The sequence below is a fragment of the Rhizobium cauense genome, assembly GCF_019511525.1.
GTDB classification, from domain to species: Bacteria; Pseudomonadota; Alphaproteobacteria; order Rhizobiales; family Rhizobiaceae; genus Rhizobium; species Rhizobium cauense.
This window is the reverse complement of record NZ_JAEUAT010000012.1, coordinates 129,154-151,087: the sequence shown is the minus strand read 5'-3', so window position 1 is coordinate 151,087 and position 21,934 is coordinate 129,154. Positions and strand designations below refer to the sequence as shown.

The 21,934-nt window shown below is 62.4% G+C and carries 22 protein-coding genes; 16 read left to right on the top strand and 6 right to left on the bottom strand.

Annotated elements, in window-relative coordinates; genetic code table 11:
- The first annotated feature begins 24 nt into the window (after positions 1-24).
- Positions 25-999 carry a threonine ammonia-lyase gene (locus JNB88_RS21810; protein WP_220357228.1) on the top strand — a complete coding sequence of 325 codons (975 nt, stop codon included), beginning with the start codon at positions 25-27 and terminating at the stop codon, positions 997-999.
- Positions 1,000-1,246: 247 nt separating this feature from the next.
- On the opposite strand, the gene JNB88_RS21805 is transcribed toward JNB88_RS21810, so the two are convergent.
- A complete protein-coding gene (locus JNB88_RS21805; protein WP_220357227.1) occupies positions 1,247-2,044 on the bottom strand; it encodes an SDR family NAD(P)-dependent oxidoreductase in 798 nt (265 codons plus the stop codon).
- Positions 2,045-2,162: 118 nt separating this feature from the next.
- Between JNB88_RS21805 and JNB88_RS21800 the strand changes: the two genes are divergently transcribed.
- Entirely contained in the window at positions 2,163-3,107 is a 945-nt protein-coding gene (locus JNB88_RS21800) for a GlxA family transcriptional regulator (protein WP_220357226.1), read from the top strand.
- Here JNB88_RS21800 and JNB88_RS21795 read toward each other — a convergent pair.
- Positions 3,098-4,027 carry a LysR substrate-binding domain-containing protein gene (locus JNB88_RS21795; protein WP_220357225.1) on the bottom strand — a complete coding sequence of 310 codons (930 nt, stop codon included), beginning with the start codon at positions 4,025-4,027 and terminating at the stop codon, positions 3,098-3,100. The genes JNB88_RS21800 and JNB88_RS21795 overlap by 10 nt on opposite strands.
- Before the next feature lie 106 nt (positions 4,028-4,133).
- Here JNB88_RS21795 and JNB88_RS21790 point away from each other — a divergent pair, with 106 nt between their 5' ends.
- Genes JNB88_RS21790 through JNB88_RS21780 form a run of 3 tightly spaced genes read left to right on the top strand, consistent with a single transcriptional unit; the run spans position 4,134 to position 5,517 of the window.
- On the top strand, positions 4,134-4,553 hold the full coding sequence (locus tag JNB88_RS21790) for a tautomerase family protein (protein WP_220357224.1): 420 nt from the start codon (positions 4,134-4,136) through the stop codon (positions 4,551-4,553).
- On the top strand, positions 4,550-4,951 hold the full coding sequence (locus JNB88_RS21785; RefSeq protein WP_220357223.1) for a cupin domain-containing protein: 402 nt from the start codon (positions 4,550-4,552) through the stop codon (positions 4,949-4,951). Before JNB88_RS21790 ends, JNB88_RS21785 begins: the two co-directional genes overlap by 4 nt.
- Positions 4,948-5,517 (top strand): DUF4865 family protein, encoded by a 570-nt coding sequence (locus JNB88_RS21780; protein ID WP_220357222.1) that lies wholly within the window; start codon positions 4,948-4,950, stop codon positions 5,515-5,517. The genes JNB88_RS21785 and JNB88_RS21780 overlap by 4 nt, the downstream gene beginning before the upstream one ends.
- On the opposite strand, the gene JNB88_RS21775 is transcribed toward JNB88_RS21780, so the two are convergent.
- The 3 genes from JNB88_RS21775 to JNB88_RS21765 form a co-directional block, all read right to left on the bottom strand.
- Complete coding sequence (locus JNB88_RS21775; protein WP_037133704.1) at positions 5,496-6,131, bottom strand: LysE family translocator; 636 nt, start codon at positions 6,129-6,131, stop codon at positions 5,496-5,498. The two genes, JNB88_RS21780 and JNB88_RS21775, sit on opposite strands and share 22 nt — an antisense overlap.
- A gap of 128 nt (positions 6,132-6,259) precedes the next feature.
- Positions 6,260-7,699 (bottom strand): pyruvate kinase, encoded by a 1,440-nt coding sequence (pyk, locus tag JNB88_RS21770; protein WP_007527473.1) that lies wholly within the window; start codon positions 7,697-7,699, stop codon positions 6,260-6,262.
- The gene (locus tag JNB88_RS21765) at positions 7,699-8,184 is read right to left on the bottom strand and encodes a DUF1036 domain-containing protein (RefSeq protein WP_156142530.1); all 486 of its coding nucleotides are present in this window, start codon (positions 8,182-8,184) and stop codon (positions 7,699-7,701) included. The genes pyk and JNB88_RS21765 overlap by 1 nt, the downstream gene beginning before the upstream one ends.
- 133 nt (positions 8,185-8,317) lie before the next feature.
- Here JNB88_RS21765 and JNB88_RS21760 point away from each other — a divergent pair, with 133 nt between their 5' ends.
- The 11 genes from JNB88_RS21760 (at position 8,318) to JNB88_RS21710 (ending at position 20,790) form a co-directional block, all read left to right on the top strand.
- On the top strand, positions 8,318-9,172 hold the full coding sequence (locus JNB88_RS21760) for an N-formylglutamate amidohydrolase (RefSeq protein WP_420832206.1): 855 nt from the start codon (positions 8,318-8,320) through the stop codon (positions 9,170-9,172).
- 11 nt (positions 9,173-9,183) lie between these two features.
- Complete coding sequence (locus tag JNB88_RS21755) at positions 9,184-9,489, top strand: DUF1244 domain-containing protein (protein WP_037133698.1); 306 nt, start codon at positions 9,184-9,186, stop codon at positions 9,487-9,489.
- Between the two features lie 89 nt (positions 9,490-9,578).
- On the top strand, positions 9,579-9,842 hold the full coding sequence (locus tag JNB88_RS21750) for a DUF2312 domain-containing protein (protein WP_007527482.1): 264 nt from the start codon (positions 9,579-9,581) through the stop codon (positions 9,840-9,842).
- A 283-nt stretch (positions 9,843-10,125) separates the two neighbouring features.
- Positions 10,126-10,743, top strand: a complete 618-nt coding sequence (locus JNB88_RS21745; RefSeq protein ID WP_220357220.1) for an ANTAR domain-containing response regulator — start codon at positions 10,126-10,128, stop codon at positions 10,741-10,743.
- Positions 10,740-11,954, top strand: coding sequence for a CmpA/NrtA family ABC transporter substrate-binding protein (locus tag JNB88_RS21740; protein ID WP_220357219.1), 1,215 nt, complete (start codon positions 10,740-10,742; stop codon positions 11,952-11,954). Before JNB88_RS21745 ends, JNB88_RS21740 begins: the two co-directional genes overlap by 4 nt.
- Before the next feature lie 319 nt (positions 11,955-12,273).
- Complete coding sequence (locus tag JNB88_RS21735) at positions 12,274-13,536, top strand: MFS transporter (RefSeq protein ID WP_220357218.1); 1,263 nt, start codon at positions 12,274-12,276, stop codon at positions 13,534-13,536.
- Positions 13,537-13,554: 18 nt separating this feature from the next.
- Complete coding sequence (nirB, locus tag JNB88_RS21730) at positions 13,555-16,005, top strand: nitrite reductase large subunit NirB (protein ID WP_220357217.1); 2,451 nt, start codon at positions 13,555-13,557, stop codon at positions 16,003-16,005.
- Between the two features lie 4 nt (positions 16,006-16,009).
- Positions 16,010-16,345, top strand: a complete 336-nt coding sequence (gene nirD, locus JNB88_RS21725) for a nitrite reductase small subunit NirD (protein ID WP_025658043.1) — start codon at positions 16,010-16,012, stop codon at positions 16,343-16,345.
- Positions 16,345-19,002 (top strand): nitrate reductase, encoded by a 2,658-nt coding sequence (locus JNB88_RS21720; protein ID WP_220357249.1) that lies wholly within the window; start codon positions 16,345-16,347, stop codon positions 19,000-19,002. The genes nirD and JNB88_RS21720 overlap by 1 nt, the downstream gene beginning before the upstream one ends.
- Positions 18,974-20,473 carry a siroheme synthase CysG gene (gene cysG, locus JNB88_RS21715; protein ID WP_220357216.1) on the top strand — a complete coding sequence of 500 codons (1,500 nt, stop codon included), beginning with the start codon at positions 18,974-18,976 and terminating at the stop codon, positions 20,471-20,473. The genes JNB88_RS21720 and cysG overlap by 29 nt, the downstream gene beginning before the upstream one ends.
- Positions 20,473-20,790, top strand: coding sequence for a hypothetical protein (locus JNB88_RS21710; RefSeq protein WP_220357215.1), 318 nt, complete (start codon positions 20,473-20,475; stop codon positions 20,788-20,790). The genes cysG and JNB88_RS21710 overlap by 1 nt, the downstream gene beginning before the upstream one ends.
- Here JNB88_RS21710 and JNB88_RS21705 read toward each other — a convergent pair.
- The gene (locus JNB88_RS21705) at positions 20,787-21,902 is read right to left on the bottom strand and encodes an HPP family protein (protein WP_220357214.1); all 1,116 of its coding nucleotides are present in this window, start codon (positions 21,900-21,902) and stop codon (positions 20,787-20,789) included. The two genes, JNB88_RS21710 and JNB88_RS21705, sit on opposite strands and share 4 nt — an antisense overlap.
- Positions 21,903-21,934: the final 32 nt, after the last annotated feature.

Below are 21,934 nucleotides of genomic sequence, written 5' to 3'. Positions count from 1 at the left end.
GTACAGTCTTTCGAAAGAGTCTCCATGGCCAGCATTGAAATGATCGTCGCCGCCCGCGCCCGCCTGCGCGGACATGCGCGCCGCACGCCGCTTCTCTCTTCCCCCTTCATCGACGAGCTTGCCGGTCGGCGGGTATTCGTGAAGGCCGAATGTCTGCAGCACACGGGCTCATTCAAGTTCCGCGGCGGCTGGTCGGCTGTTTCCGCGCTTGACCCTGCGACCCGTGCGCGCGGCGTCATCGCCTTCTCGTCAGGCAACCACGCACAGGGCGTTGCGCTCGCCGCCAAGCTGCATGGTGTTCCGTCCGTGATCATCATGCCCTCGGATGCCCCGAAGCTGAAGATTGCCAACACCCGCGCGCTCGGTGCCGAAGTCGTCCTCTACGATCGCGCCACACAGGACAGAGACGCCATTGGTGCGGAGCTTTCGGCGGCACGTGGGCTCACTCTGATCAAGCCTTTCGACGAACCGCAGGTGATCGCCGGCCAAGGCACGACGGGCCTCGAAATTGCCGAACAGGCAGATGAGGAAGGCATCAAGTCGGCCGAGGTACTGGTCCCCTGCGGCGGTGGCGGTCTCTCATCGGGTATTGCCCTGGCGCTTGAAGCCAGCGCACCGGCGTTCCGAGTACGCCCCTGCGAACCCGATGGCTTCGACGACTTCACGCGATCGCTGGCGTCAGGCAAGATCGAGCGAAACGCCGCGATGACCGGTTCCATCTGCGATGCGATCATCACGCCGCAGCCCGGCAATATCACCTTCCCGATCCTGCAGCGCCTCGCCGGCGCCGGCATCGTTGTAACAGACGAGGAAGCGCTTCGCGCCATGGCCCTCGCCTTCGTCCGGCTGAAGATCGTCGTCGAACCGGGTGGCGCGGTCGCACTGGCCGCAGCCCTGTTCCATGGCGATGAACTTGAGGAGGACAACGTCGTCGTCGTCACTTCGGGCGGCAACGTCGACGCCGATATCTTTGCCGAGGCGCTGGCACGGCACGGATAGAGGCAGGCGAAGCCGTCAACTCGACTGAATGCCTGGACGAGAGCAAGATGCCCATCACCGTCATACCGGCCTCGTGCCGGTATCCAGCGCGATCAAGTCCTTGATCGCGAAAGACTCCTTGGCCGCGCAGACGCGCGGCGGGCTGGATTCCGGCCCTAGGCCGGAATGACGGAGAAATAAGGGATGTCCAGCAACAGAGGTTCGCCAACAAAGGGTGAGGCAGGCGATGCCTGCCTCCATTCCTTCCTCATGCCGCCATGTAACGTGCCGCAGGTGCCGACCGCGATAAATTCGGCATCAGCGCCTGGCGCGCATCCTCGTAAGCCTTGAGCAATCCAACATCCTCGAGCGCCGGGATCGTCGCGAATTCGCCCTGGTCGAAACCGGCAAGAGCCGCATCCACCATGTCTTCCGCCTGCATGACGATTTCGGTCGGCAGGTGCTCGACCGGCGTTCCGGCAATACCCCAGAATTCAGTCGCGGTCGCTCCCGGCAGCACCGCCTGAACGCGGATATTCTTGTCCGCCAGCTCATGCTTCAGCGACTGGCTGAAGGCAAGAACGAAAGCTTTGCTGGCCCCGTAGACACCGTTCAAGACTTCGGGCGCAATCGCGACGATCGAGGCGATGTTGATGATCGCACCGTTGCCACGGGCCACGAAGCCCGGCACGGCGGCATAGGTCAGCCGCATCAACGCCGTCACGTTGAGGTCGACCATCGCCTGCATCTTGTCGACATCTGCCGAAAGCAGTGGTGCGGTCCCCCCGACGCCGGCATTGTTGACAAGGAGTGTGATGCTCCGATCGCTCTTCAGCACCGCCTCGATGCGCGCCAGATCCGCCGTGTTGCCGAGATCGGCGGCGATCGTCTCGACCGTCCTGCCTGTCTCCCTGGTCAATTTGGTCGCAAGATCGGAAAGTCGTTCGGCATTTCGCGCGACCAGAATGAGATCATAGCCACGCTTGGCGAGCCGATGAGCGTAGATAGCACCAATCCCCGATGACGCGCCGGTCACGAGCGCGGTCCCTTTGTGTTGTTCGGTCATTGTCGTTCTCCGGTTGAGCAACAGCACCCGCTGTTCGCATGCATGGAGTCTTACGCCCGATTGCCAATGTCTTGAATGTCATATAAACCACCTTTTAGGACAAACGGAGTTTTGAGCCATGCAGCGCGTAGCCGTCCTGCTTTTCCCTGGCTTCCAGATGATGAGCCTGGCTGCCATCTCTGCCTTCGAGTTCACCAACCTCGAGCTCGACGAACCGGCCTATGAAGTTTCGTATCTTTCCGAGACCGGGGGACCTGTGCCCAGTTCCTTCGGGGTGACCGTCGATACCAAGCGCTTCGACGATCCCGCCTTTGATACGCTGCTGGTTTCGGGCGCGGTCGGCATCAAGCTGCCGACTACGAAGGAAACAGAGTTCATTCGCAGCGCGCTTGCCGCTTCACGGCGCGTCGCCTCGATCTGCACCGGCGCTTTCCTGTTGGCCGAAGCCGGCATCCTGGATGGACGCCGCGCCACCACGCATTGGCTTCTCGCCCGCGAGCTTCAGTCGCGTTACCCAAAGATCAAGATCGAGGATGACCGCATCTTCATCATCGATGGTTCCGTCTGGAGTTCAGCCGGGATGACCGCCGGCGTCGATCTGGCTCTCGCCATGATAGAGAAAGACCACGGCGCCGATGTCGCCCGTGCCGTTGCCCGCAAGCTTGTCGTCTACCATCGCCGGGCCGGAGGTCAGTCGCAGTTTTCGGCACTATTGGAGCTTGAGCCGAAATCGGACCGCATCCAGAAGGCGCTCGCCCATGCCCGTAGCAATCTGAAAAACACGCTTTCTGTCGAGGAATTGGCCGAAGCTGCTCACTTGAGCCCCCGCCAGTTCAGCCGGACATTTCGGGCCGAGACCGGACAATCCCCTGCCAAGGCAGTTGAGAACCTGCGCCTCGAGGCTGCGCGGTTGATGATGGAACAAGGGCGGCATCCGATCGATGTCGTTGCCACGGAAACAGGTTTCGCGGATCGCGAGAGGATGCGCCGCGCCTTCCTGCGCGCCTTCGGCCAGCCGCCGCAGGCGATACGCCGCAACGCGCAGCGTGAATATCAGGCGTAGGCATCAGCAGCAATTTGGATAGGTTGCGGCACGGCGTCCGTCACAGCCTCGCGGACGGATTGCAGCACAATCGAGGCCAGCCGGGCCGTCGCAGGCAAGGGATCGGCCTCGGCACGGTGCAGGACGAGGCCAAGCGATGGGAGCTCCGGCAAACCTGCCTCTCTGGCTATGAGCGGCCTAACCTTCCGTGGCAACCCGATCGGCGTGCGAATGGTAATGCCGAGGCCAGCTGCCGTCGCAGCCCACAGTCCGCCGAGACTAGGGCTGACGAACGAGAGCCGCCAGGGAATGCCGGCTGCATCGAGTGCCTTGGTCGCCGCCGCACGCAGCAAACATGGCGCCTCCAGAGAGGCAAGAGGCACCGGCTCGCCGCTGCCGCGCGTCCAGCCGATCCCTCCCTCGGCAGGCCCGATCCAGCGCATCGGCACATCCGCGATCTTCTCGAAATGCGGCGTTAATGTACCATCGCTCCAGGCAAGCGCCAGGTCGAGCTTTCCTGTCGTGACGCGCTCGATCAGCTCGACATTGCGCACCACCCGCGCCTCGATACGGACTTTCGGATGCGCGCGCGCGAAACGGCCCAGCACGTCAGGGAGCAAGGTCTCGCCGAAATCCTCCTGTAGCCCGAGCCTTACCCAACCCTCGAGCTCGATGCTCTGTACCGCGGCAGCCGCTTCATCGTTGAGCTCCAGCAGCCGGCGCGCATAGGCCAGCATCGTCTCGCCAGCATCGGTCAGCGCCAACCCTCTCCCCGCCTTGCGGAAGATCGGCGTGCCGGCCTGCTCCTCCAGCTTCTTCAGTTGGGCACTGACCGCCGAGGTGGAGCGTCCGAGCCGGTCAGCGGCCCTGGCAAAGTTGCCGAGCTCCATTCCGGTCGCAAAGGTCCTCAGTACTTCAAGATCGAAGATCGTCCGTCGCATTACAATGGTCCTGTTTTTATGGACAGTCTATCCATAAAATTCTGATTTTATGCATTATCGTGGCGTGCCATCCTTCTCCTGTCAAGAAATCAGTGAGGAGGCTTTCATGCCTTTTGTTCGTATCTCGCTCCTGCGCGGCAAGTCGCCGGAGTATCTTCGCGCCGTCTCCGACGGCATTCATCGCGCGCTGGTGGAGGCCTTCGACGTGCCGCCCGCCGACCGCTTCCACGTCATCCATCAGCACGAACCCGGCGAACTGATCTTCGACCGCAACTACCTCGCCGGGCCGCGTTCCGATGATTTCGTCCTCTTTGCGATCCGCGCCGGACGGCCACGAAGCACCGAGACGAGAAAGCGTTTCTTCGAACGGGCCGTCGAAATTCTCGCAGAGGCACCGGGCCTGCGGAAGGAAGATGTGATGATCACCATCGTCAGCTCGCAGCCGGACGAGTGGTCCTTCGGCGACGGTCTCGCCCAGATGGCCGATGAAGGCTGGCGGGCGCGAGCCATGGGAGAGCCGTCATGAGCGGCAATCCTCTGCAGATGACTATCCGCCGCCCAGGCAACGCTGCGCGCTCCCCCGAAGGCGTCGCATCGGTTCCCTTCTGGGTGGAGATGCTGCTCGAAGGCGCAGCCGATGGCGAAAACACTGCGATGCGGGCAACCCTCGAACCCGGCACGGTCACAAACTGGCACACGCATCCACGCGGACAACTGTTATACGCCCTCTCCGGTGCCGGACGCGCGCAGCGAGAAGGCGGCCCCGTCGAGCAGATAAGACCCGGCGACGCCGTCTGGTTCGCGCCCAACGAAAAACATTGGCATGGCGCGGTCGATGACACGCCCTTCAGCTACATCAGCATCCAGGCAACCGAGGCCGGCCGCGTCGTCGACTGGCTGGAGCCGGTGGAGGTTCTCGCATGATGGCCATGCAATACAGCTTCACTCTGCCTTCCGACTACGACATGTCGATCATCGACCGGCGCATCCGCGACAAGGGACCTATGCTGGACGGGTTTCCCGGCCTCGGCTTCAAGGCATATCTGAGCGCCCGCAAGGGTGAGTTCGGCTCCCCCGAAAATCTCTATGCGCCCTTCTATGTCTGGCAACAGCCTGAGGGCGCAAGCAACTTCCTCACCGGGCCCGGCTTCGAAGGACTGACACGCTCATTCGGCTGGCCGCGGGTCAAGACCTGGATTGCATGGCACGTTGAAACCGCCCCCACGATCGGGGATGCGAAGTTCGCCGTTGCGGAGACGTTTGCGATCGAGCCTTATGCCCCGTTGGCTCTCATCCGGCAGGAAGAGACGAAGCGGGCACAGCAACAAACGCTAGAGACCGATGTCCTGGCTTCCGTATCAGCCTTTGAGCCGACAAGCTGGACAATGGTGCGCTTCAGTCTGTACGGATCAGTTCCGCCCGTTTCAGGCTCGGGCCAGATCTATCGCGTCGGCCACGTTTCCCTGCCTCACACTGTCGCCCGACGATAGAGCGCCAGCGAACCTGCCAGCGCCAGCAGCGCGCCGCCGCAAGCGCGCTCGAGCCAGAGTGCGCCTTTCGTCTTGAGAAAGCGCACGGCCTGCGAGCCGAACACGGCATAGGCGAACATGATGACGAAATCGAGCGAGGCGAACACGAGCGCCAGCACAGCATACTGGGCTGCCTGCGGGCTGGTCGGATCGATGAACTGCGGCAGGAAAGCAGAGAAGAACAGGTAACCCTTCGGATTGGTGACCGCGACCAGGAAGCTCTTGAGCGCAATCGAGAAAGGTGTTCCGCCCGCCGCCGCATCCCCCTGCTTCAGTGCAGCGTCGATCGTGCCTTTCGACCGCAGCATCATGACGCCGAGAAAGGCAAGATAGGCGGCACCAACATATTTCAGCGCCGAAAACCAGAACTCGGAGGCGGCCAGAAGCGCGCCGAGGCCAATCGCAACCGCTCCAATCAACACGAAATCCGATAGTACCGCGCCGAGCATGCCGGCGGCTGCGCGCCTGATGCCAAAACGCGAACCATTGGTCATTGCCAGAAGCACCGTCGGGCCTGGCGTTGCGATACCGACAAAGGAAACCGCTGCGAAAGCAAGAAGTGTCACTGTCTGCATGAAAACCTCCCAGACCTCGGAGGGGCAGACTTGCATTTGCATTTGTCCGGCGCAAGGGCGCGCCGGAAAACGGAAAGCCCGCCGCCTGCATCAGGCGACGGGCTTCCATTCGGTTCGGATCGAAGGCCTCAGACGCCGCTCTGGCCGTCGGAGCCGATATAGGCAATGCGCAGCATGTTGGTCGCGCCGGGTGTGCCGAGCGGCACGCCGGCCGAGATGATGATGCGGTCGCCGGGCTTGCCGAAGCCTTCGTCGGCAACGATGCGGCAGGCGCGGTTGACCATGTCGTCGAGGTCGGTTGCGTCATGGGTGACGACGCAGTGCAGACCCCAGACGATGGCGAGACGGCGGGCCGTCTGAATGACAGGCGACAATGCCAGGATCGGCACCTGCGGACGCTCGCGCGAGGCGCGCAGGCCGGTCGTGCCCGATGAGGTGTAACAGACGATGGCCGACAGGCGCAGCGTCTCGGCGATCTGGCGGGCAGCAAGCGAAATCGCGTCGGCGCCGGTTGCTTCCGGCTGCGCGCGCTGCGCGTAGATGATACCCGGATAGTGCGGCTCGCGCTCGATGGCGCTGGCGATCGAGGCCATCGTCGAGACGGCTTCAACCGGGTAGTCACCCGAAGCGGATTCGGCAGACAGCATGACAGCATCGGCGCCTTCGAAGACGGCGGTGGCGACGTCGGAGACTTCAGCGCGGGTCGGAACCGGCGCAGAGATCATCGACTCGAGCATCTGCGTCGCGACGACGACGGGCTTGCCCGAACGGCGGCAGGCGCGGATCAGCTGCTTCTGGATGCCCGGAACGGATTCGAGCGGCATTTCGACGCCGAGGTCGCCACGGGCAACCATGAGAGCGTCGGAGAGCTCGATGATTTCCTCGATGCGCTCGATCGCCTGCGGCTTCTCGATCTTCGACATGATGCCGACGCGACCGCGCGCGATCTTGCGCACCTCGGCCAGATCTTCCGGGCGCTGCACGAAGGAGAGCGCGACCCAGTCGACGTCGTCGGTTTCGAGAACGGCTGCGAGGTCGGTGCGATCCTTGTCCGTAAGAACGCCGACTGTCAGCAGCGTGTCGGGAAGGCTGACGCCCTTGCGGTCGGAAATCTTCGTGCCGGAGATAACCGTGGTGACGATGCTCTTGCCATCGCACTTTTCAGCGCGCAGGGCGAGCTTGCCGTCATCGATCAGCAGCCGGTGGCCGGGCTGCACTGATTCCAGGATTTCCGGATGCGGCAGGAATACGCGGGTCGCGTCGCCGGGAACATCCTTGTTGTCGAGCGTAAACGTGTCACCCGGCTTCAGATCAACCTTGCCTTCGGCGAACTTGCCGACGCGCAGCTTCGGACCCTGCAGGTCGGCGAGGATGCCGATCGGGCGGCCGGAGCGGGCTTCGACGGCGCGGATACGCTTGATCAGCGTTCGCATCACATCGTGGCTGGCGTGACTCATGTTGATGCGGAAGACATCGGCACCGGCCTGGTGCAGCTTCTCGATCATCGATTCCTCGGACGAGGCAGGTCCGAGGGTGGCGAGGATTTTAACTTTGCGGTTGCGCTTCATCAATTCGGGCTTTCTTGCGTGCCTGGGGTATCGGAAAGTTGAACCATCCAGCTGCCCTGGCGGCCCGTGTCATATTCCTTGAACCCCATCTTCTGATAGCCACGGGCGTAGCAATCATTGACACCCGTGATCTTGAACTCATTCTCCGCCACGCACATCTGCACGTTACCCGTCCATCGGCCTCCCCGGGCAGCGTCTTCGGCGTAGAGATAGTAATATCGGGACTGCAACTCCCCTTCGATCAGCGTCGCGCAGGTCGTCGCCGGCACCTGCCACCAACCCTCCGTGATCCAGCCGTCCTTCGCTCGGTAGCCGATTGCCACTCCCACCAGGTTCTGCGTTCCATTGCAGACGCGAAAGTCGGCGCGGGCTGCATCGGCAATAAAAAACGGCGAGAATGCCGCGACAACAAACAGTGCAAAACGGGCAAGCGGCCCGGAACGCATGAGGAAACTTGGCGCGGTCTGAATCAACACGACTTCCAATGGGCTCCCGATTATTTTTTAGGTGTGCCTTCTTGCGCTGCCTCCCGGCGAAAGTCAACGCAATGCTAATCGATTATATTCCGGATCGGCGCCCCGCTTGGACCACGCCGCGCCCTTCCCTTGTCCTGCACGCTTGAACCTGCCGGTGACCCGTGCGATCAGTGGCAGCCCCGCAATTGCGATGATCATTTCCCTCATGAGCACTTTCAAATCATTCGAACTATTATCCGGCAATCATGACAAGGGCTTGGTGCTGCTCGGCGATCACGCGATGAGCCGACTGCCCGAACGCTATGGCAGACTGGGCCTGCCCGACAGCGCTTTCCAACGCCACATCGCCTATGACATCGGGATTGAAGGGCTCGTTCGGAGCCTCTCTTCGATGCTGGATGTTCCGGCTGTGCTTGGCGGCTTCTCACGGCTGCTGATCGATCCGAACCGCGGTGAAGATGACCCTACGCTGATCATGAAGATTTCCGACGGAGCGATTATTCCCGGCAATCATCCGATCACAGATGAAGAGTGGAACTATCGCGTCGAAACCTTCCATCGCCCCTATCACAAAGCCGTCAGCGAAACGATCGACAGCGTAGCGAACAAGACGGGCAAGGCCCCGCTCGTCCTGTCGCTTCACTCCTATACGCCGGTCTGGAAAACCTTCCCTCGCCCTTGGCACGCGGCCGTCCTCTGGGATACCGACCACCGGGCAGTCGCTCAGCTGCTCGGCATGTTGCGCAGCGATCCTGATCTGGTGGTGGGCGACAACGAGCCCTACGACGGCGCGCTAAAAGGCGATACGATGTACCGGCACTGCATGCTGACGGGCATCCCGCATGCCCTGCTGGAGGTGCGCCAGGACCTGATCGGCGACGAACCTGGCATTGCCGCTTGGGCAAAGCGCCTGGCGCCGATCTTCGAGACAATGAACGCAGACCCGGCGCTGCACGAGTATAATGTGCATGTGTCGCGCACCGGTCCGTACGAATGAAGGAGACCACGATGGGCACCCTGACGAAGGAACAGCAGACGGAGTTCGAGGCTGCGGCTTTTCGCCGCCTCGTGGAGCATCTGCGCGAACGAAACGATGTGCAGAACATCGACCTGATGAATCTGGCCGGCTTCTGCCGCAACTGCCTGTCCAACTGGTACCGCGAGGCGGCCGAGGCCGAAGGCGTCACCCTATCCAAGGACGAATCGCGCGAAGTCGTCTACGGCATGCCATACGAGGATTGGAAGAACCTTCATCAGAACGATGCCTCGGCTGACCAAAAAGCCGCATTCGAACTGAACAAGCCGCACAAATAAATCTCCGGCGACCTGAATCAGCTTGACCCCGGACACGCTTCGCGGCAGTCAACGCCATCCGAATTTCACACCCCGATCAGGAGAACACGATGTCTGATGCTCATGGCGTCGCCCGCGACCAGCTCCGCGCTTTTGTGGAGCGCATTGAACGCCTGGAAGAAGAAAAGAAGACCATCGCCGACGACATCAAGGACGTCTACGGCGAAGCCAAGGGCATGGGCTTCGATACCAAGATCCTCAAGAAGGTCGTTGCGCTGCGCAAGAAGGACGAGCAGGAACGCATGGAAGAGGATGCAATCCTCGACACGTATCTGCACGCGCTCGGCATGATCGAGGCGCCGCCAGAAGGCTGATCTTCAGCCTATTTTCCTTGAAGCCGCCGACCTGATCGGCGGCTTTCTTTTTTGCAGACGCCCAGCGCAGTCCGTGACGTCAGAGCAAAGCCCATTAAATGAGCACAATAGAAACTGCTTGATTTTAAGGCGTCGTTCGCGCATTCAATGGCCACACAACGGGCATACCACAGCCTCCAAGCCACAGGGCAGCGCAACGACAGCATGGCACCTTCCCCGATACCGACACCGGCGCTATCTGAACCCACATGCCCCCCGGATCTCCGTGAACGGCGGTAAACCTGTGGCCAACCGCTCCGCCATACCCAGCGATCTCAACGTTCTCGTCATTGACGAGAACAGCATTCGCGCGTCGATCATCGAGGTCGGCCTGCGCGAGGCCGGCTACGACAATGTCACGATCATCGACGACATGAACGGCCTTGCGAGGCGCATTACGGAGATCAACCCGGATGTCATCGTCATCGACATCGAGAACCCGAACCGCGACATGCTGGAAAGCATCTTCCAGATTTCCCGCGCGGTAAAACGCCCCATAGCAATGTTCGTCGACAAGTCGGACGAAGCCTCCATCGAGGCCGCCGTCGAGGCTGGGGTTTCTGCCTATATCGTCGACGGCCTGAAGCAGGAGCGTGTCCGCCCGATCCTCAAGATGGCGATCAGCCGCTTCAATGCCTTCTCGCGCCTGAACCGCGAGTTGGAAGAAACGCGCGGCGAACTGGAAAACCGCAAGCTGATCGACCGCGCGAAGGGATTGCTGATGCGATCCCGCGGGCTGACGGAAGACGAGGCCTATGCGCTCATGCGGCGCACGGCCATGAACCAGAACAGGAAGATCGTCGAGATCGCGCAAAGCCTGATCACCGCCGCAAGCCTCCTCGATCCGGGAACCGACGCATGACGAGCACGCATCAGATTACCGCCGGCTTCCTGCCGCTTCTCGATAGTGCGCTTTTGGTCGTCGCCAAGGAAAGGGGCTTTGCGGCCGAACAGGACATCGAGCTGACGCTCGTGCGTGAGCGCTCCTGGGCGACGATTCGCGACCGGCTTGCGGTCAGCCATTTCGACGTGGCCCATATTCTCGCCCCGATGCCGATCGCCTGCAATCTCGGACTGACCGCGCCGGCGCCGCGCATGATCGTGCCGATGGCGCTTGGACTTGGCGGCAATGCGGTAACTGTCTCTGCCGGCCTCTGGAGCAAGATGGCCGAATGCGGCGCCTCGCCTGATCTTGATGCCCGATCCAGCGGTCTCGCCTTGCGCAAGGTCGTCGATAACAGGAAGGGCGAGCGACTGCGCTTCGGTGTCGTCCACCCCTATTCAGGCCATAACTACGAGCTGCGCTACTGGCTGGCAGCGAGCGGCATTGACCCCGACGCGGATGTGGAGATCGGCATCCTGCCGCCCCCGGATATGGCTGATGCGATGACATCGGGCCTGATCGACGGCTATTGCGCCGGCGAGCCGTGGAATACGCTCGGCGTACTCCACAGCGGGGCGCACCTGGCGACAGTGAAAGCGGCCATCTGGAAATCAAGTCCGGAGAAGGTGCTTGGCGTCAACAGCCGCTGGGCCGATGGCCACCCGGAAGCCCTGGCGGCTCTCCTGCGGGCTCTTTACGGCGCCTCCCTCTGGTCCGCCGACACCCGCAATCACGAGGAGCTTGCCAATCTCCTGGCGCGGCCCGCCTACGTAGATCGGCCCGCAGAAAGCCTGCTGCCCGCTTTGACCGGCCTTCTGCAAATCGGCGGAGGCGAAACACTGAGCATCAGGGACTTTTTCGTCCCCAATGCCAAAGCGGCGACCTTTCCGTGGAAGAGCCACGCCCTGTGGTTCTATACGCAGATGGTTCGTTGGGAGCACATCCGGCATACTCCGGAGCATCAGCAGATCGCCAACGACACCTACCGGCCCGATATTTACCGAAATGCCCTCAAGGCACTGAATATTGCCATGCCGGCCGCAAGCTCCAAGGTGGAAGGTGCGCTTCAGGTCGAGACCCCCGTCGGCTCAAGCGGCGCGCTGACACTGGGGCCGGACGGTTTCTTCGACGGTGGCCTGTTCGATCCCGCTGACGTCGAGAGCTATATCGCCCGTCAAGCCCGCATCTAAAGCGTGCTCATTTTATGCGCATTGCACAATTTTTAGAGCGATTGCTGCGCATGCGTTGGCGCCGACAGATGCTCGCCTGACTTTCGAGATCGATGCTTCCCATTCAAAAACAATAACTTAACAAAACTGGCACGGCCCTTGCTTTGCTATAAGCAGGCCAACAGGCCAAGAATTCCGCGTCCAACGACGGGCGCCCACAGCAAAGCCGCTGATCAGGATATCTCGCGCACGTCTAGTGCAAGCGCGCCCTGACCACCGGCTTTTTGTTTTTAACCCCTAGCGATGGATAGGCACGACCTTGTCGGGCCCCGGAGAAGCCATGTCTGTTATCAGGAACACGCAGTCCATGTCCGCCGGCGAACCAGCCAAAGCATTGTGGATGTCCACGATTGCCTTCACCCTCTGTTTTGCCGTCTGGACGATCTTCGCGATCATCGGCATCCGCATCAAACAGGATCTCGGCCTGAACGAGGCCGAGTTCGGATTGCTGGTCGGCACACCGGTTCTGACCGGTTCGCTTGTCCGTATCGTCCTTGGTATCTGGACCGGCCGTTATGGCGGCCGCCTCGTCTACACGCTCACCATGCTGGCCGCTGCCTTGGCGACCTTCCTTCTCTCCTATGCCCAGACCTACACGCAGATGCTGATCGCCGGCCTCGGCGTAGGGCTTGCCGGTGGCTCTTTCGCGGTCGGCGTGGCCTATGTCTCGCCCTTCTTCCCGCCTGAAAAGCAGGGAACGGCGCTTGGCATCTTCGGTGCCGGTAACGTCGGCGCCGCAGTGACCAAATTCGCAGCACCCTTCATCTTGATCGCCTGGGGCTGGCAGGCGGTTGCTCAGATCTGGGCGGTCGGCCTGGCTGTAATGGCAATCGTCTTCTGGTTCACCACGACCGATGACCCGGCATTCCGCCTCCGCCGTGAGCGTGGCGTTGCCTCCAAGAGCCTGCTTCAGGAATTCGCGCCGCTGAAGAATGCCCAGGTATGGCGCTTCTCGCTCTACTACTTCTTCGCATTCGGTGGCTTCGTTGCCCTGTCGCTGTGGCTGCCCCGCTATCTGGTCGGCGTTTATGGCTTCAATCTGGCAACGGCAGGCATGGTCGCGGCTGCCTATTCCATTCCGGGCAGCATTTTCCGCGCCTTCGGCGGCGTCCTGTCCGACAAGAAAGGCGCCCGCAGCGTCATGTACGCCATGTTCGCCGTATCGGCTGTGGCAACGCTGATCCTTTCGCTCCCGGCCGCCGGCACCGGCTCCGCGCTCGGCATCACGCCTGTCGTCTTCATCGTCGTCATCTTCGCCCTCGGCTTCGTCATGAGCCTCGGCAAGGCTGCCGTCTACAAGCACATCCCTGCCTACTACCCCGAGAGCGTCGGCGCGGTCGGCGGCATCGTTGGCATGATGGGCGGCCTTGGCGGTTTCATCCTGCCGATCGCCTTCGGCTTTCTCAAGGATATGACCGGCCTCTGGTCGAGCTGCTTCATGCTGCTCTTTGCGGTCGTCGTCATCTCGCTGGTCTGGATGCACCTGTCGGTCAAGCAACTAGACCGACGCGGCCTCTCCGCCCAAGCCGTCGCCGCCACCTGATCTGAGGACTTGAAAAACATGACTGAGAAGCTTGTCATCATCGGCAACGGCATGGCGCCCGGGCGCATGCTCGAGCACCTTTTCGAAAAGGCACCGGGCCAATATCAGGTCACGATCTTCAACGCCGAGCCGCGCGTCAATTACGACCGCATCATGCTCTCGCCGGTTCTGTCAGGCGAGAAAGAATACGAAGAGATCATCATCCACGGCGATGGATGGTACATCAAGCACGGCATCACCCTCTACAAGGGCCACAAGATCATCAAGATCGACCGTGCCGCGAAAACCGTCACGTCGGATCACGGCGTCACGGAGAGCTACGACAAGCTGGTGATCGCCACCGGCTCTGTGCCCTTCATCATTCCCGTGCCTGGCAAGGATCTGCCCGGCGTCATCACCTATCGCGACCTCGACGACGTGCAGGCGATGCTGCTTGCCGCCCAGTCTCGCGAGAAGGCGATCGTCATCGGCGGGGGCCTGCTCGGCCTCGAAGCGGCGGCTGGCCTTGCCTCGCGCGGCATGGACGTCACCGTCCTTCATGTGATGCCGACACTGATGGAACGCCAGCTCGATCCGGCTGCCGGCTACCTGCTTCAAAAGGCCGTGGAAGAACGCGGCATCAAGGTCATCACCAAGGCCAACACCAAGGCCATCGTCGGCAACGGCAAGGTCGAGGGCATCGAGCTCGACGACGGCCGCATCATTCCGGCAACCCTCGTCGTCATGGCGGTCGGCATCCGCCCGAGCGTCGGGCTCGCCAAGGACGCAGGCATCGCCGTCAACCGCGGCATCGTCGTCGATGACGGCATGCTGACCTCGGACGGCAGCATCATGGCGCTCGGCGAGTGCGCCGAAGTCGGCGGCATGGTCTACGGCCTTGTCGCTCCGCTCTACGAGATGGCCCGCGTCGCCGCCTCGCATCTGTCGGGCGACCGTTCCGCTGCCTTCGTGCATTCCGACACGCCGACCAAGCTCAAGGTGACAGGCATCGAGCTCTTCTCGCTGGGTGACTTCGCCGATGGCGACGACCGCGAAGAAATCGTGCTGCGCGACGCCTCAGCCGGCGTCTACAAGCGCCTCGTGCTGAAGGACAACAAGATCATCGGCACCGTGCTCTATGGCGAAACCGCCGACGGCGCCTGGTTCAACGATCTGAAGAAGAAACAGACCGATATCAAGGAGATGCGCGAAACGCTGATCTTCGGTCAGGCCTATCAGGGAGGGTCGCCGCTGGACCCTATGGCGGCCGTTGCAGCCTTGCCGGATGACGCGGAAATCTGTGGCTGCAACGGCGTCTGCAAGGGCAAGATCACCTCGACGATCACAAGCAAAGGCCTGACGTCGCTGGACGACGTACGCGCCCATACCAAGGCATCCGCCTCCTGCGGCTCCTGCACCGGGCTCGTCGAGAAGCTGATGACGCTGACGCTTGGCGACAGCTACAACCCGGCCGCCGTCACGCCGATGTGCACCTGCACCGAACTCGGCCACGACGACATCAGGCGCCTGATCAAGGCCAAGGGCCTGAAGAGCATCCCTGCTGTCATGCAGGAGCTCGAATGGAAGACGTCGTGCGGTTGCGCCAAGTGTCGCCCGGCTCTCAACTATTACCTCGTCTGCGACTGGCCGGATGAGTATGCCGACGATTACCAGTCGCGCTTCATCAACGAACGTGTCCACGCCAACATCCAGAAGGACGGCACCTATTCCGTCGTTCCGCGCATGTGGGGCGGCGTGACGAACTCAAACGAACTGCGCGCCATCGCCGATGTCGTCGACAAGTTCGAAATCCCGATGGTGAAGGTGACGGGCGGCCAGCGCATCGACCTGCTCGGCATCGAGAAAGAAGACCTCCCGGCCGTCTGGGCCGATCTCGGAAAGGCCGGCTTCGTTTCCGGACAGGCCTACGCCAAGGGCCTGCGCACGGTGAAAACCTGCGTCGGCTCCGACTGGTGCCGCTTCGGCACGCAGGACAGCACCGGTCTCGGCATTCGCATCGAGAAGTTCATGTGGGGCTCCTGGACACCAGCGAAGCTGAAGATGGCGGTCTCCGGCTGCCCGCGCAATTGCGCCGAAGCGACCTGCAAGGACATCGGCGTCATCTGCGTCGACTCGGGTTTCGAGATCCACTTCGCCGGTGCTGCGGGCCTCGACATCAAGGGCACGGAGGTTCTCGGCCTCGTCAGAACGGAGGACGAGGCGCTGGAGCATATCGTGGCACTGACGCAGATGTACCGCGAACAAGCCCGCTATCTCGAGCGCATCTACAAGTGGGCGAAGCGCGTCGGCCTCGACGAAATCCGCCACCAGATCATGGACGATGCCGACAAGCGCAAGGCCTACTACGACCGCTTCGTCTTCTCCCAGAAATTCGCCCAGGTCGATCCCTGGTCGGAGCGCGTCTCCGGCAAGGACAAGCATGAGTTCAAGCCTATGGCGACCATCGGTTACCCGCAGGCCGCTGAGTAAGGAGATGGATATGAACTGGATTTCAATCGGCGACATATCCGACATTCCGCTCCGCGGCGCTCGCTGCGTGAAGACACCCCAGGGAAAGATCGCCGTCTTCCGCACGGCCGAAAACGAGGTCTTCGCCATCGAGGACCACTGCCCGCACAAGGGCGGGCCGCTCTCCCAGGGTATCGTCCATGCCAAGGCCGTCACCTGCCCGCTGCACAACTGGGTGATCTCGCTCGAAACCGGCAAGGCGCTCGGCGCCGATGAGGGCGAAGTGCGGACCATTCCCGTCCGCAACGAGGACGGCGCCCTCTACATCGCGCTCGAAAGCCTGATGATGGCGGCCGAATGATGGAGAAAGAGGTCAAGACAACCTGTCCCTATTGCGGTGTCGGCTGCGGCGTCATCGCCAAGGTCGCGGAAGACGGCAAGGTGTCCGTCAAGGGCGACCCGGACCACCCCTCCAACTTCGGGCGGCTATGCTCGAAGGGCTCGGCGCTCGGGGAGACCGTCGATCTCGACGGGCGCATCCTCCACCCGGAAATTTCGGGGGAGCGGGCGGAATGGGGACAGGCGCTTGACCTCGTCGCACAACGATTTTCGGATGCCATCCATGAGCACGGACCCGATTCCGTCGCCTTCTATGTCTCCGGCCAGCTGCTCACCGAGGACTATTATATCGCCAACAAGCTGATGAAGGGCTTCATCGGCTCGGCCAACATAGACACCAATTCGCGGCTATGCATGTCGTCTTCCGTCGCCGGCCACCGCCGCGCCTTCGGCTCGGACACTGTGCCGGGCACCTACGAGGATATAGAGCTTGCCGATCTGGTGATCCTCACCGGCTCGAACCTCGCCTGGTGTCACCCGGTCATCTATCAGCGGCTGGCGGCCGCCAAGGCCGCGCGCCCCGGCATGAAGGTCGTCGTCATCGACCCGCGCCGGACGATGACATCAGATATCGCCGACCTGCATCTCGCCATCCGTCCCGACAGCGATGTCGCGCTTTTCGTCGGCCTTTTCGAACACCTGATCGCAAGCAACTCGATCGACCAGAATTACATCGCCGAACATACCAACGGCTTTGCAGAGGCCTTTACGGCTGCGACAGGCGTCTCCTTCAACGAGGTGCTTGATATGACCGGCCTGCCGGCCATGCAGCTTCGCGAATTCTATCGCCTCTTTGCCACGACCGAGAAGGTCGTCACCTGCTACAGCCAGGGCGTTAATCAGTCCTCGTCTGGTACCGACAAGGTCAACGCCATCATCAACTGTCACCTCGCCACCGGCCGCATCGGCCGGCCGGGGATGGGGCCTTTCTCGCTCACCGGGCAGCCGAATGCGATGGGCGGGCGTGAGGTGGGCGGGCTTGCCAACATGCTTGCCGCCCACATGGCGATCGAAAGTGCCGAGGATCGCGACCGTGTCCAGCGCTTCTGGAATGCGCCGACCATTGCGGAAAAGCCGGGCCTGAAGGCCGTCGACATGTTCAGGGCTGTTGCCGACGGCCGCATCAAGGCGCTGTGGATCATGGCGACCAACCCTGTTGTTTCCATGCCCGACGCCGACGCCGTCGAGGCCGCCATCAAGGCTTGTCCTTTCGTTGTCGTCTCCGACGTCCTGAAAAGCACCGACACCGCCCGTCACGCCCATGTCCTTCTGCCCTCGCTCGGCTGGGGCGAAAAGAGCGGCACTGTCACCAACTCCGAGCGCCGCATCTCCCGCCAGCGCTCCTTCCTCGAGACACCGGGAGACGCGCGCGCCGACTGGTGGCAGCTTACGCAAGTGGCGCAACGGATGGGCTTTACGCAGGCCTTCGACTTCGACTCCAATGCCGGGATCTTCGACGAACACGCTGCCCTCTCAGCTTTCGAGAACAACGGCCGTCGCGACTTCGATATCGGCGCCTATACCGGCATGAACCATCAGACCTATGACGAGCTCTCGCCGTTCCAATGGCCGCAGCCTGCGGGCCGTGAGACTGATGTGACCCGCTTCTTCGCCAAGGGCGGCTTCTACCACGCCGACGGCAAGGCACGCTTCATCGCAGTCAAACCGGTCGCCGCGGATCGCACCAGCGCCGACTATCCCTTCACGCTGAACACCGGCCGCATCCGCGACCAATGGCACACGATGACGCGCACGGGCAAAAGCGCGCGGCTCTCGTCCCATATCGCCGAACCCTTCGCGGAACTTCACCCTCGCGACGCGATCGAGATCGGCGTCGGCAATGCCGGCCTCGTTGAAATCGAAAGCCTTCACGGCAAGGCCGTGGTGCGTGCCCTGATCACCGAGCGCCAGGCCCGCAGCAGCATTTTCGTGCCGATGCACTGGAACGATCAGTTTGCCGCCAAGGCCCGCATCGACGCAGTCGTTGCGCCGTTGACAGACGCAATCTCCGGCCAGCCGGCCTCGAAGAATGTCGCCGTCGCCGCGCGACGCTTCAAGGCGGCGCGTTACGGCTTTGCTGTTTCCGCCGCCAAGCCGGACAATCTCGAGGCCGCCTATTGGGCGCTGGCAAAGGCCGAAGGCGGCTGGCGGGTGGAGCTTGCCTTCGACCAGCCGGTCGAGGACTGGTGCACGTGGTGCCGCAGCACCTTCGCCATTCCCGAAAATGTCGAGCCGCTCGGCTACGCTGACCAGCAGTCCGGCGATCTGAGGCTCGCCTTCTTCGATGGTAAGCGACTGCTCGCGGCGCTGTTCCTGGCCCGCGAACCCGTGGCGGTTGCCCGCAACTGGGCGATCTCCCAGCTTACCGCCGAGCACACCAATCTGCGCAAGCGCTTCGCCCTCGTCGCCGGTCGCCCCGGCGCAGACAAGCCCGATCCGGGCGCCACCGTCTGCTCCTGCTTCGGCGTCGGCGTCAACCAGATCGTCGCCGCTGTTCGCGGCGGCTGCCACAGCGTCGAAGCCGTCGGCAAGGAACTCAATGCCGGAACCAACTGCGGCTCCTGCCGCGCCGAGATCAGGGGGATCATCGATGGATGTCTTGCAGCAGCCGCGGAATGAAGCACCCGCCCGCATGGAACCGCTTGCCAAGCTGCCGGTGTTCTGGGCGCTCGAAGGCAAGCGCGTAGTCGTCGCTGGCGGCTCCGACGCCGCCGCCTGGAAGGCCGAGCTCCTCGGTGCCTGCGGCGCGCAGGTGCATGTCTATGCTGACGCGCTTTCCGACACTTTCGAGAAGCTGATCTCGCGCGGTGCCGAGCACCTTCACGGCGGTTTCATTCATCACAGCCAAGCATGGGATGAAACGATCTTCGCCGACGCGGCCATCGCCATTGCCGACTGTGAGGAAGACGACGAGGCGAAAGCCTTCTTCGACGCTGCCCGCCTCGCCGGCGTGCCGGTCAACGTCATAGACAAGCCAGCCTTTTGCCAGTTCCAGTTCGGCTCGATCGTCAACCGCTCGCCCGTCGTCGTCTCGATCTCGACGGATGGCGCAGCCCCGATCCTCGCCCAGGCGATCCGGCGTCGGATCGAGACATTGCTACCACGTGCACTGAAGGGCTGGGCTGAACTCGCTCAGACATTGCGCGACAGGGTCAATGAACGGCTCACGCCCGGTCCGCTCCGCCGCACTTTCTGGGAGACATTCGTCGATCGCGCCTTTTCAAGTTCGGATACGCCGGAGGAGGGCGTCAGCGGGCTGCTTCTCAAGGAAGCCGACAGGCTTCGGGAAGCGCCCGCCCACTCCTCGCGCGGCCGAGTAACGCTGGTCGGCGCCGGCCCCGGGGATGCCGAGCTTCTGACGTTGAAGGCCGTCCGCGCCCTGCAGGCCGCCGATGTGATCCTCTTCGACGACCTTGTTTCTTCGGAGGTACTGGAGCTTGCCCGGCGAGAAGCCAAGCGCATGCTGGTCGGCAAACGCGGTGGCCGCACAAGCTGCCGCCAGGAAGACATCAACGCCATGATGGTTAAGCTCGCCAAATCGGGCAAGCGGGTCGTACGGCTGAAGTCCGGCGATCCGATGATCTTCGGCCGCGCCGGCGAAGAGATTGCCCATCTCGATCGCGAAAACATCCCCGTCGACGTCATCCCCGGCATAACAGCCGCAAGCGCCATGGCCTCCCGCCTCGGGATTTCGCTGACGCACCGCGACCATGCTCAGTCCGTCCGCTTCATCACCGGTCATTCCCGACATGGAAGCCTGCCCGCCGATGTCGATTGGAAGACCGTCGCCGATCCCCGTACGACAACCGTTTTCTACATGGGCGGCCGAACGGCGCCGCTCATCGCCGATCGGTTGATCCACGAAGGACTTTCGCCCGAAACGCCGGCGATCGTCATCAGCGACGTCAGCCGGTCGACTGAGCGCGATTGGCGCGGCACGCTCTCGACCATCGCCTCTGGAATCTCGGAGATCGGTTATGACAATCCTGTCCTGATCGCTGTCGGCAGCGCGCTTGCGGCACGCCAAACCGGCACCGGCGATGTTGGTTGCTTCGAAGACGATCTTCACTTGGCCGTCGGAGCGCGCTGATGCAACTCGAGACGATCGCTCCCGCTTTCCTGGTTCTCGCAATCGCCCTCAGTTGGCCGCGCTTCGTCAGCATCTTCAGCGCCGGCGCGGATGCTGCCGTGGCAACGGCACCGCTCACGATGGTCGCGAGTACCGTCAGTCTCGCCGCCCTCGGATTGGCCTTCGCCGGCGGCGGGCCGTGGATTGGCACGCTGATCGCAGTGCTTGGCCCGCTTCTCGCTCGAACGATGCGGGCTCCGCCACCGGTTTTCGCAATATCGCTGTCCGCAATAAGCCTGGCGGCCTACCTGCAGCTCGGCTGGGCAACGCCCATCTAGGCGGCGATGCGCGGAGCCTGTTCAGGCAACATGTGGGCCATGGCACTGAGGAGGTCCGTCTGTGAGATGAGCCCCAGCACGTGCCCGCCGGCATCGACAATGATGACTGCGTGGGTGTGCCCGTCCGTCAAGTCAGGCAACAGGCTGACGGCGGGCGCATCCGGGGGAGCGGTCGCGGCCTTCGCGACGTGACCGGCAAGCTGTTCGGCCTCCATCAACTCCCGCAGTCCGACCGTGCCGATCAGGCGTCCGCTGCCATTCTTGACGGGAAGCGTGCGTACATTGTGCTTGAGCAGCAGCGAGCGCGCCTCTTCCACAGCAGCATTCTCGTTCACCGCGATCACGTCCCGCGACATGATGTCGGCGCAGGTGACGGTGCCGTGCGAACGGACGACAGCCTCGGCCTCGACCTGCCGCAACAAACGGCTCAGGTCGCCACGATCGATGTCGAAGGTTTCCTCGAATTTCGCCAGTGCAGCATCGACGTCTTCTTCGCGGAAGCCAACCCGCACAATGGACGGCAGATCAATCGTCTGGTGCGTATTGACCGGCACCGCGGCGGGAACATGCGGATAGTTCCGCCGCCCAAGCTTGTGGAAGAGAATCCCGATCGCCACCAGGATGCAGGAATTCAACGCCACCGGAACGAACGGAAAAAGCAGGCCCCAACTCGCTACCGCCGGGCCACCGAGTACGGCGGTCAACGCCGCTGCACCGCCCGGTGGGTGCAGACAGCGGGTAAACGACATGGCGCCGATCGCCAGCGAGACACCGACACCGATGGCGATAATCGGCTCATGAATGAAGTGTGCGGCAAGAATGCCCATCATGGCGGAGATCGTGTTGCCGCCAATGATCGACCAGGGCTGCGCCAACGGACTTGCCGGCACTGCGAAAAGCAGTACGGCCGAAGCGCCCATAGGCGCGACGATCAGCGGCAGATGCGATCCCTGCCCGAAGAGATAGCCGCAAACCATACCCGTCAGCGCAATCGCGATCAGCGCGCCAAGGCAGGCAAACATGCGTTCGCGGAGCGTGGCGCCGGCGAGGATTGGTGAAAACAGACGCGAGCGCTGGCTGGGGTCTGTTTTAGGACGCGTGGTGTTGGACATGGCAAACCGGTAGAGAGCGATTGATTGACTGG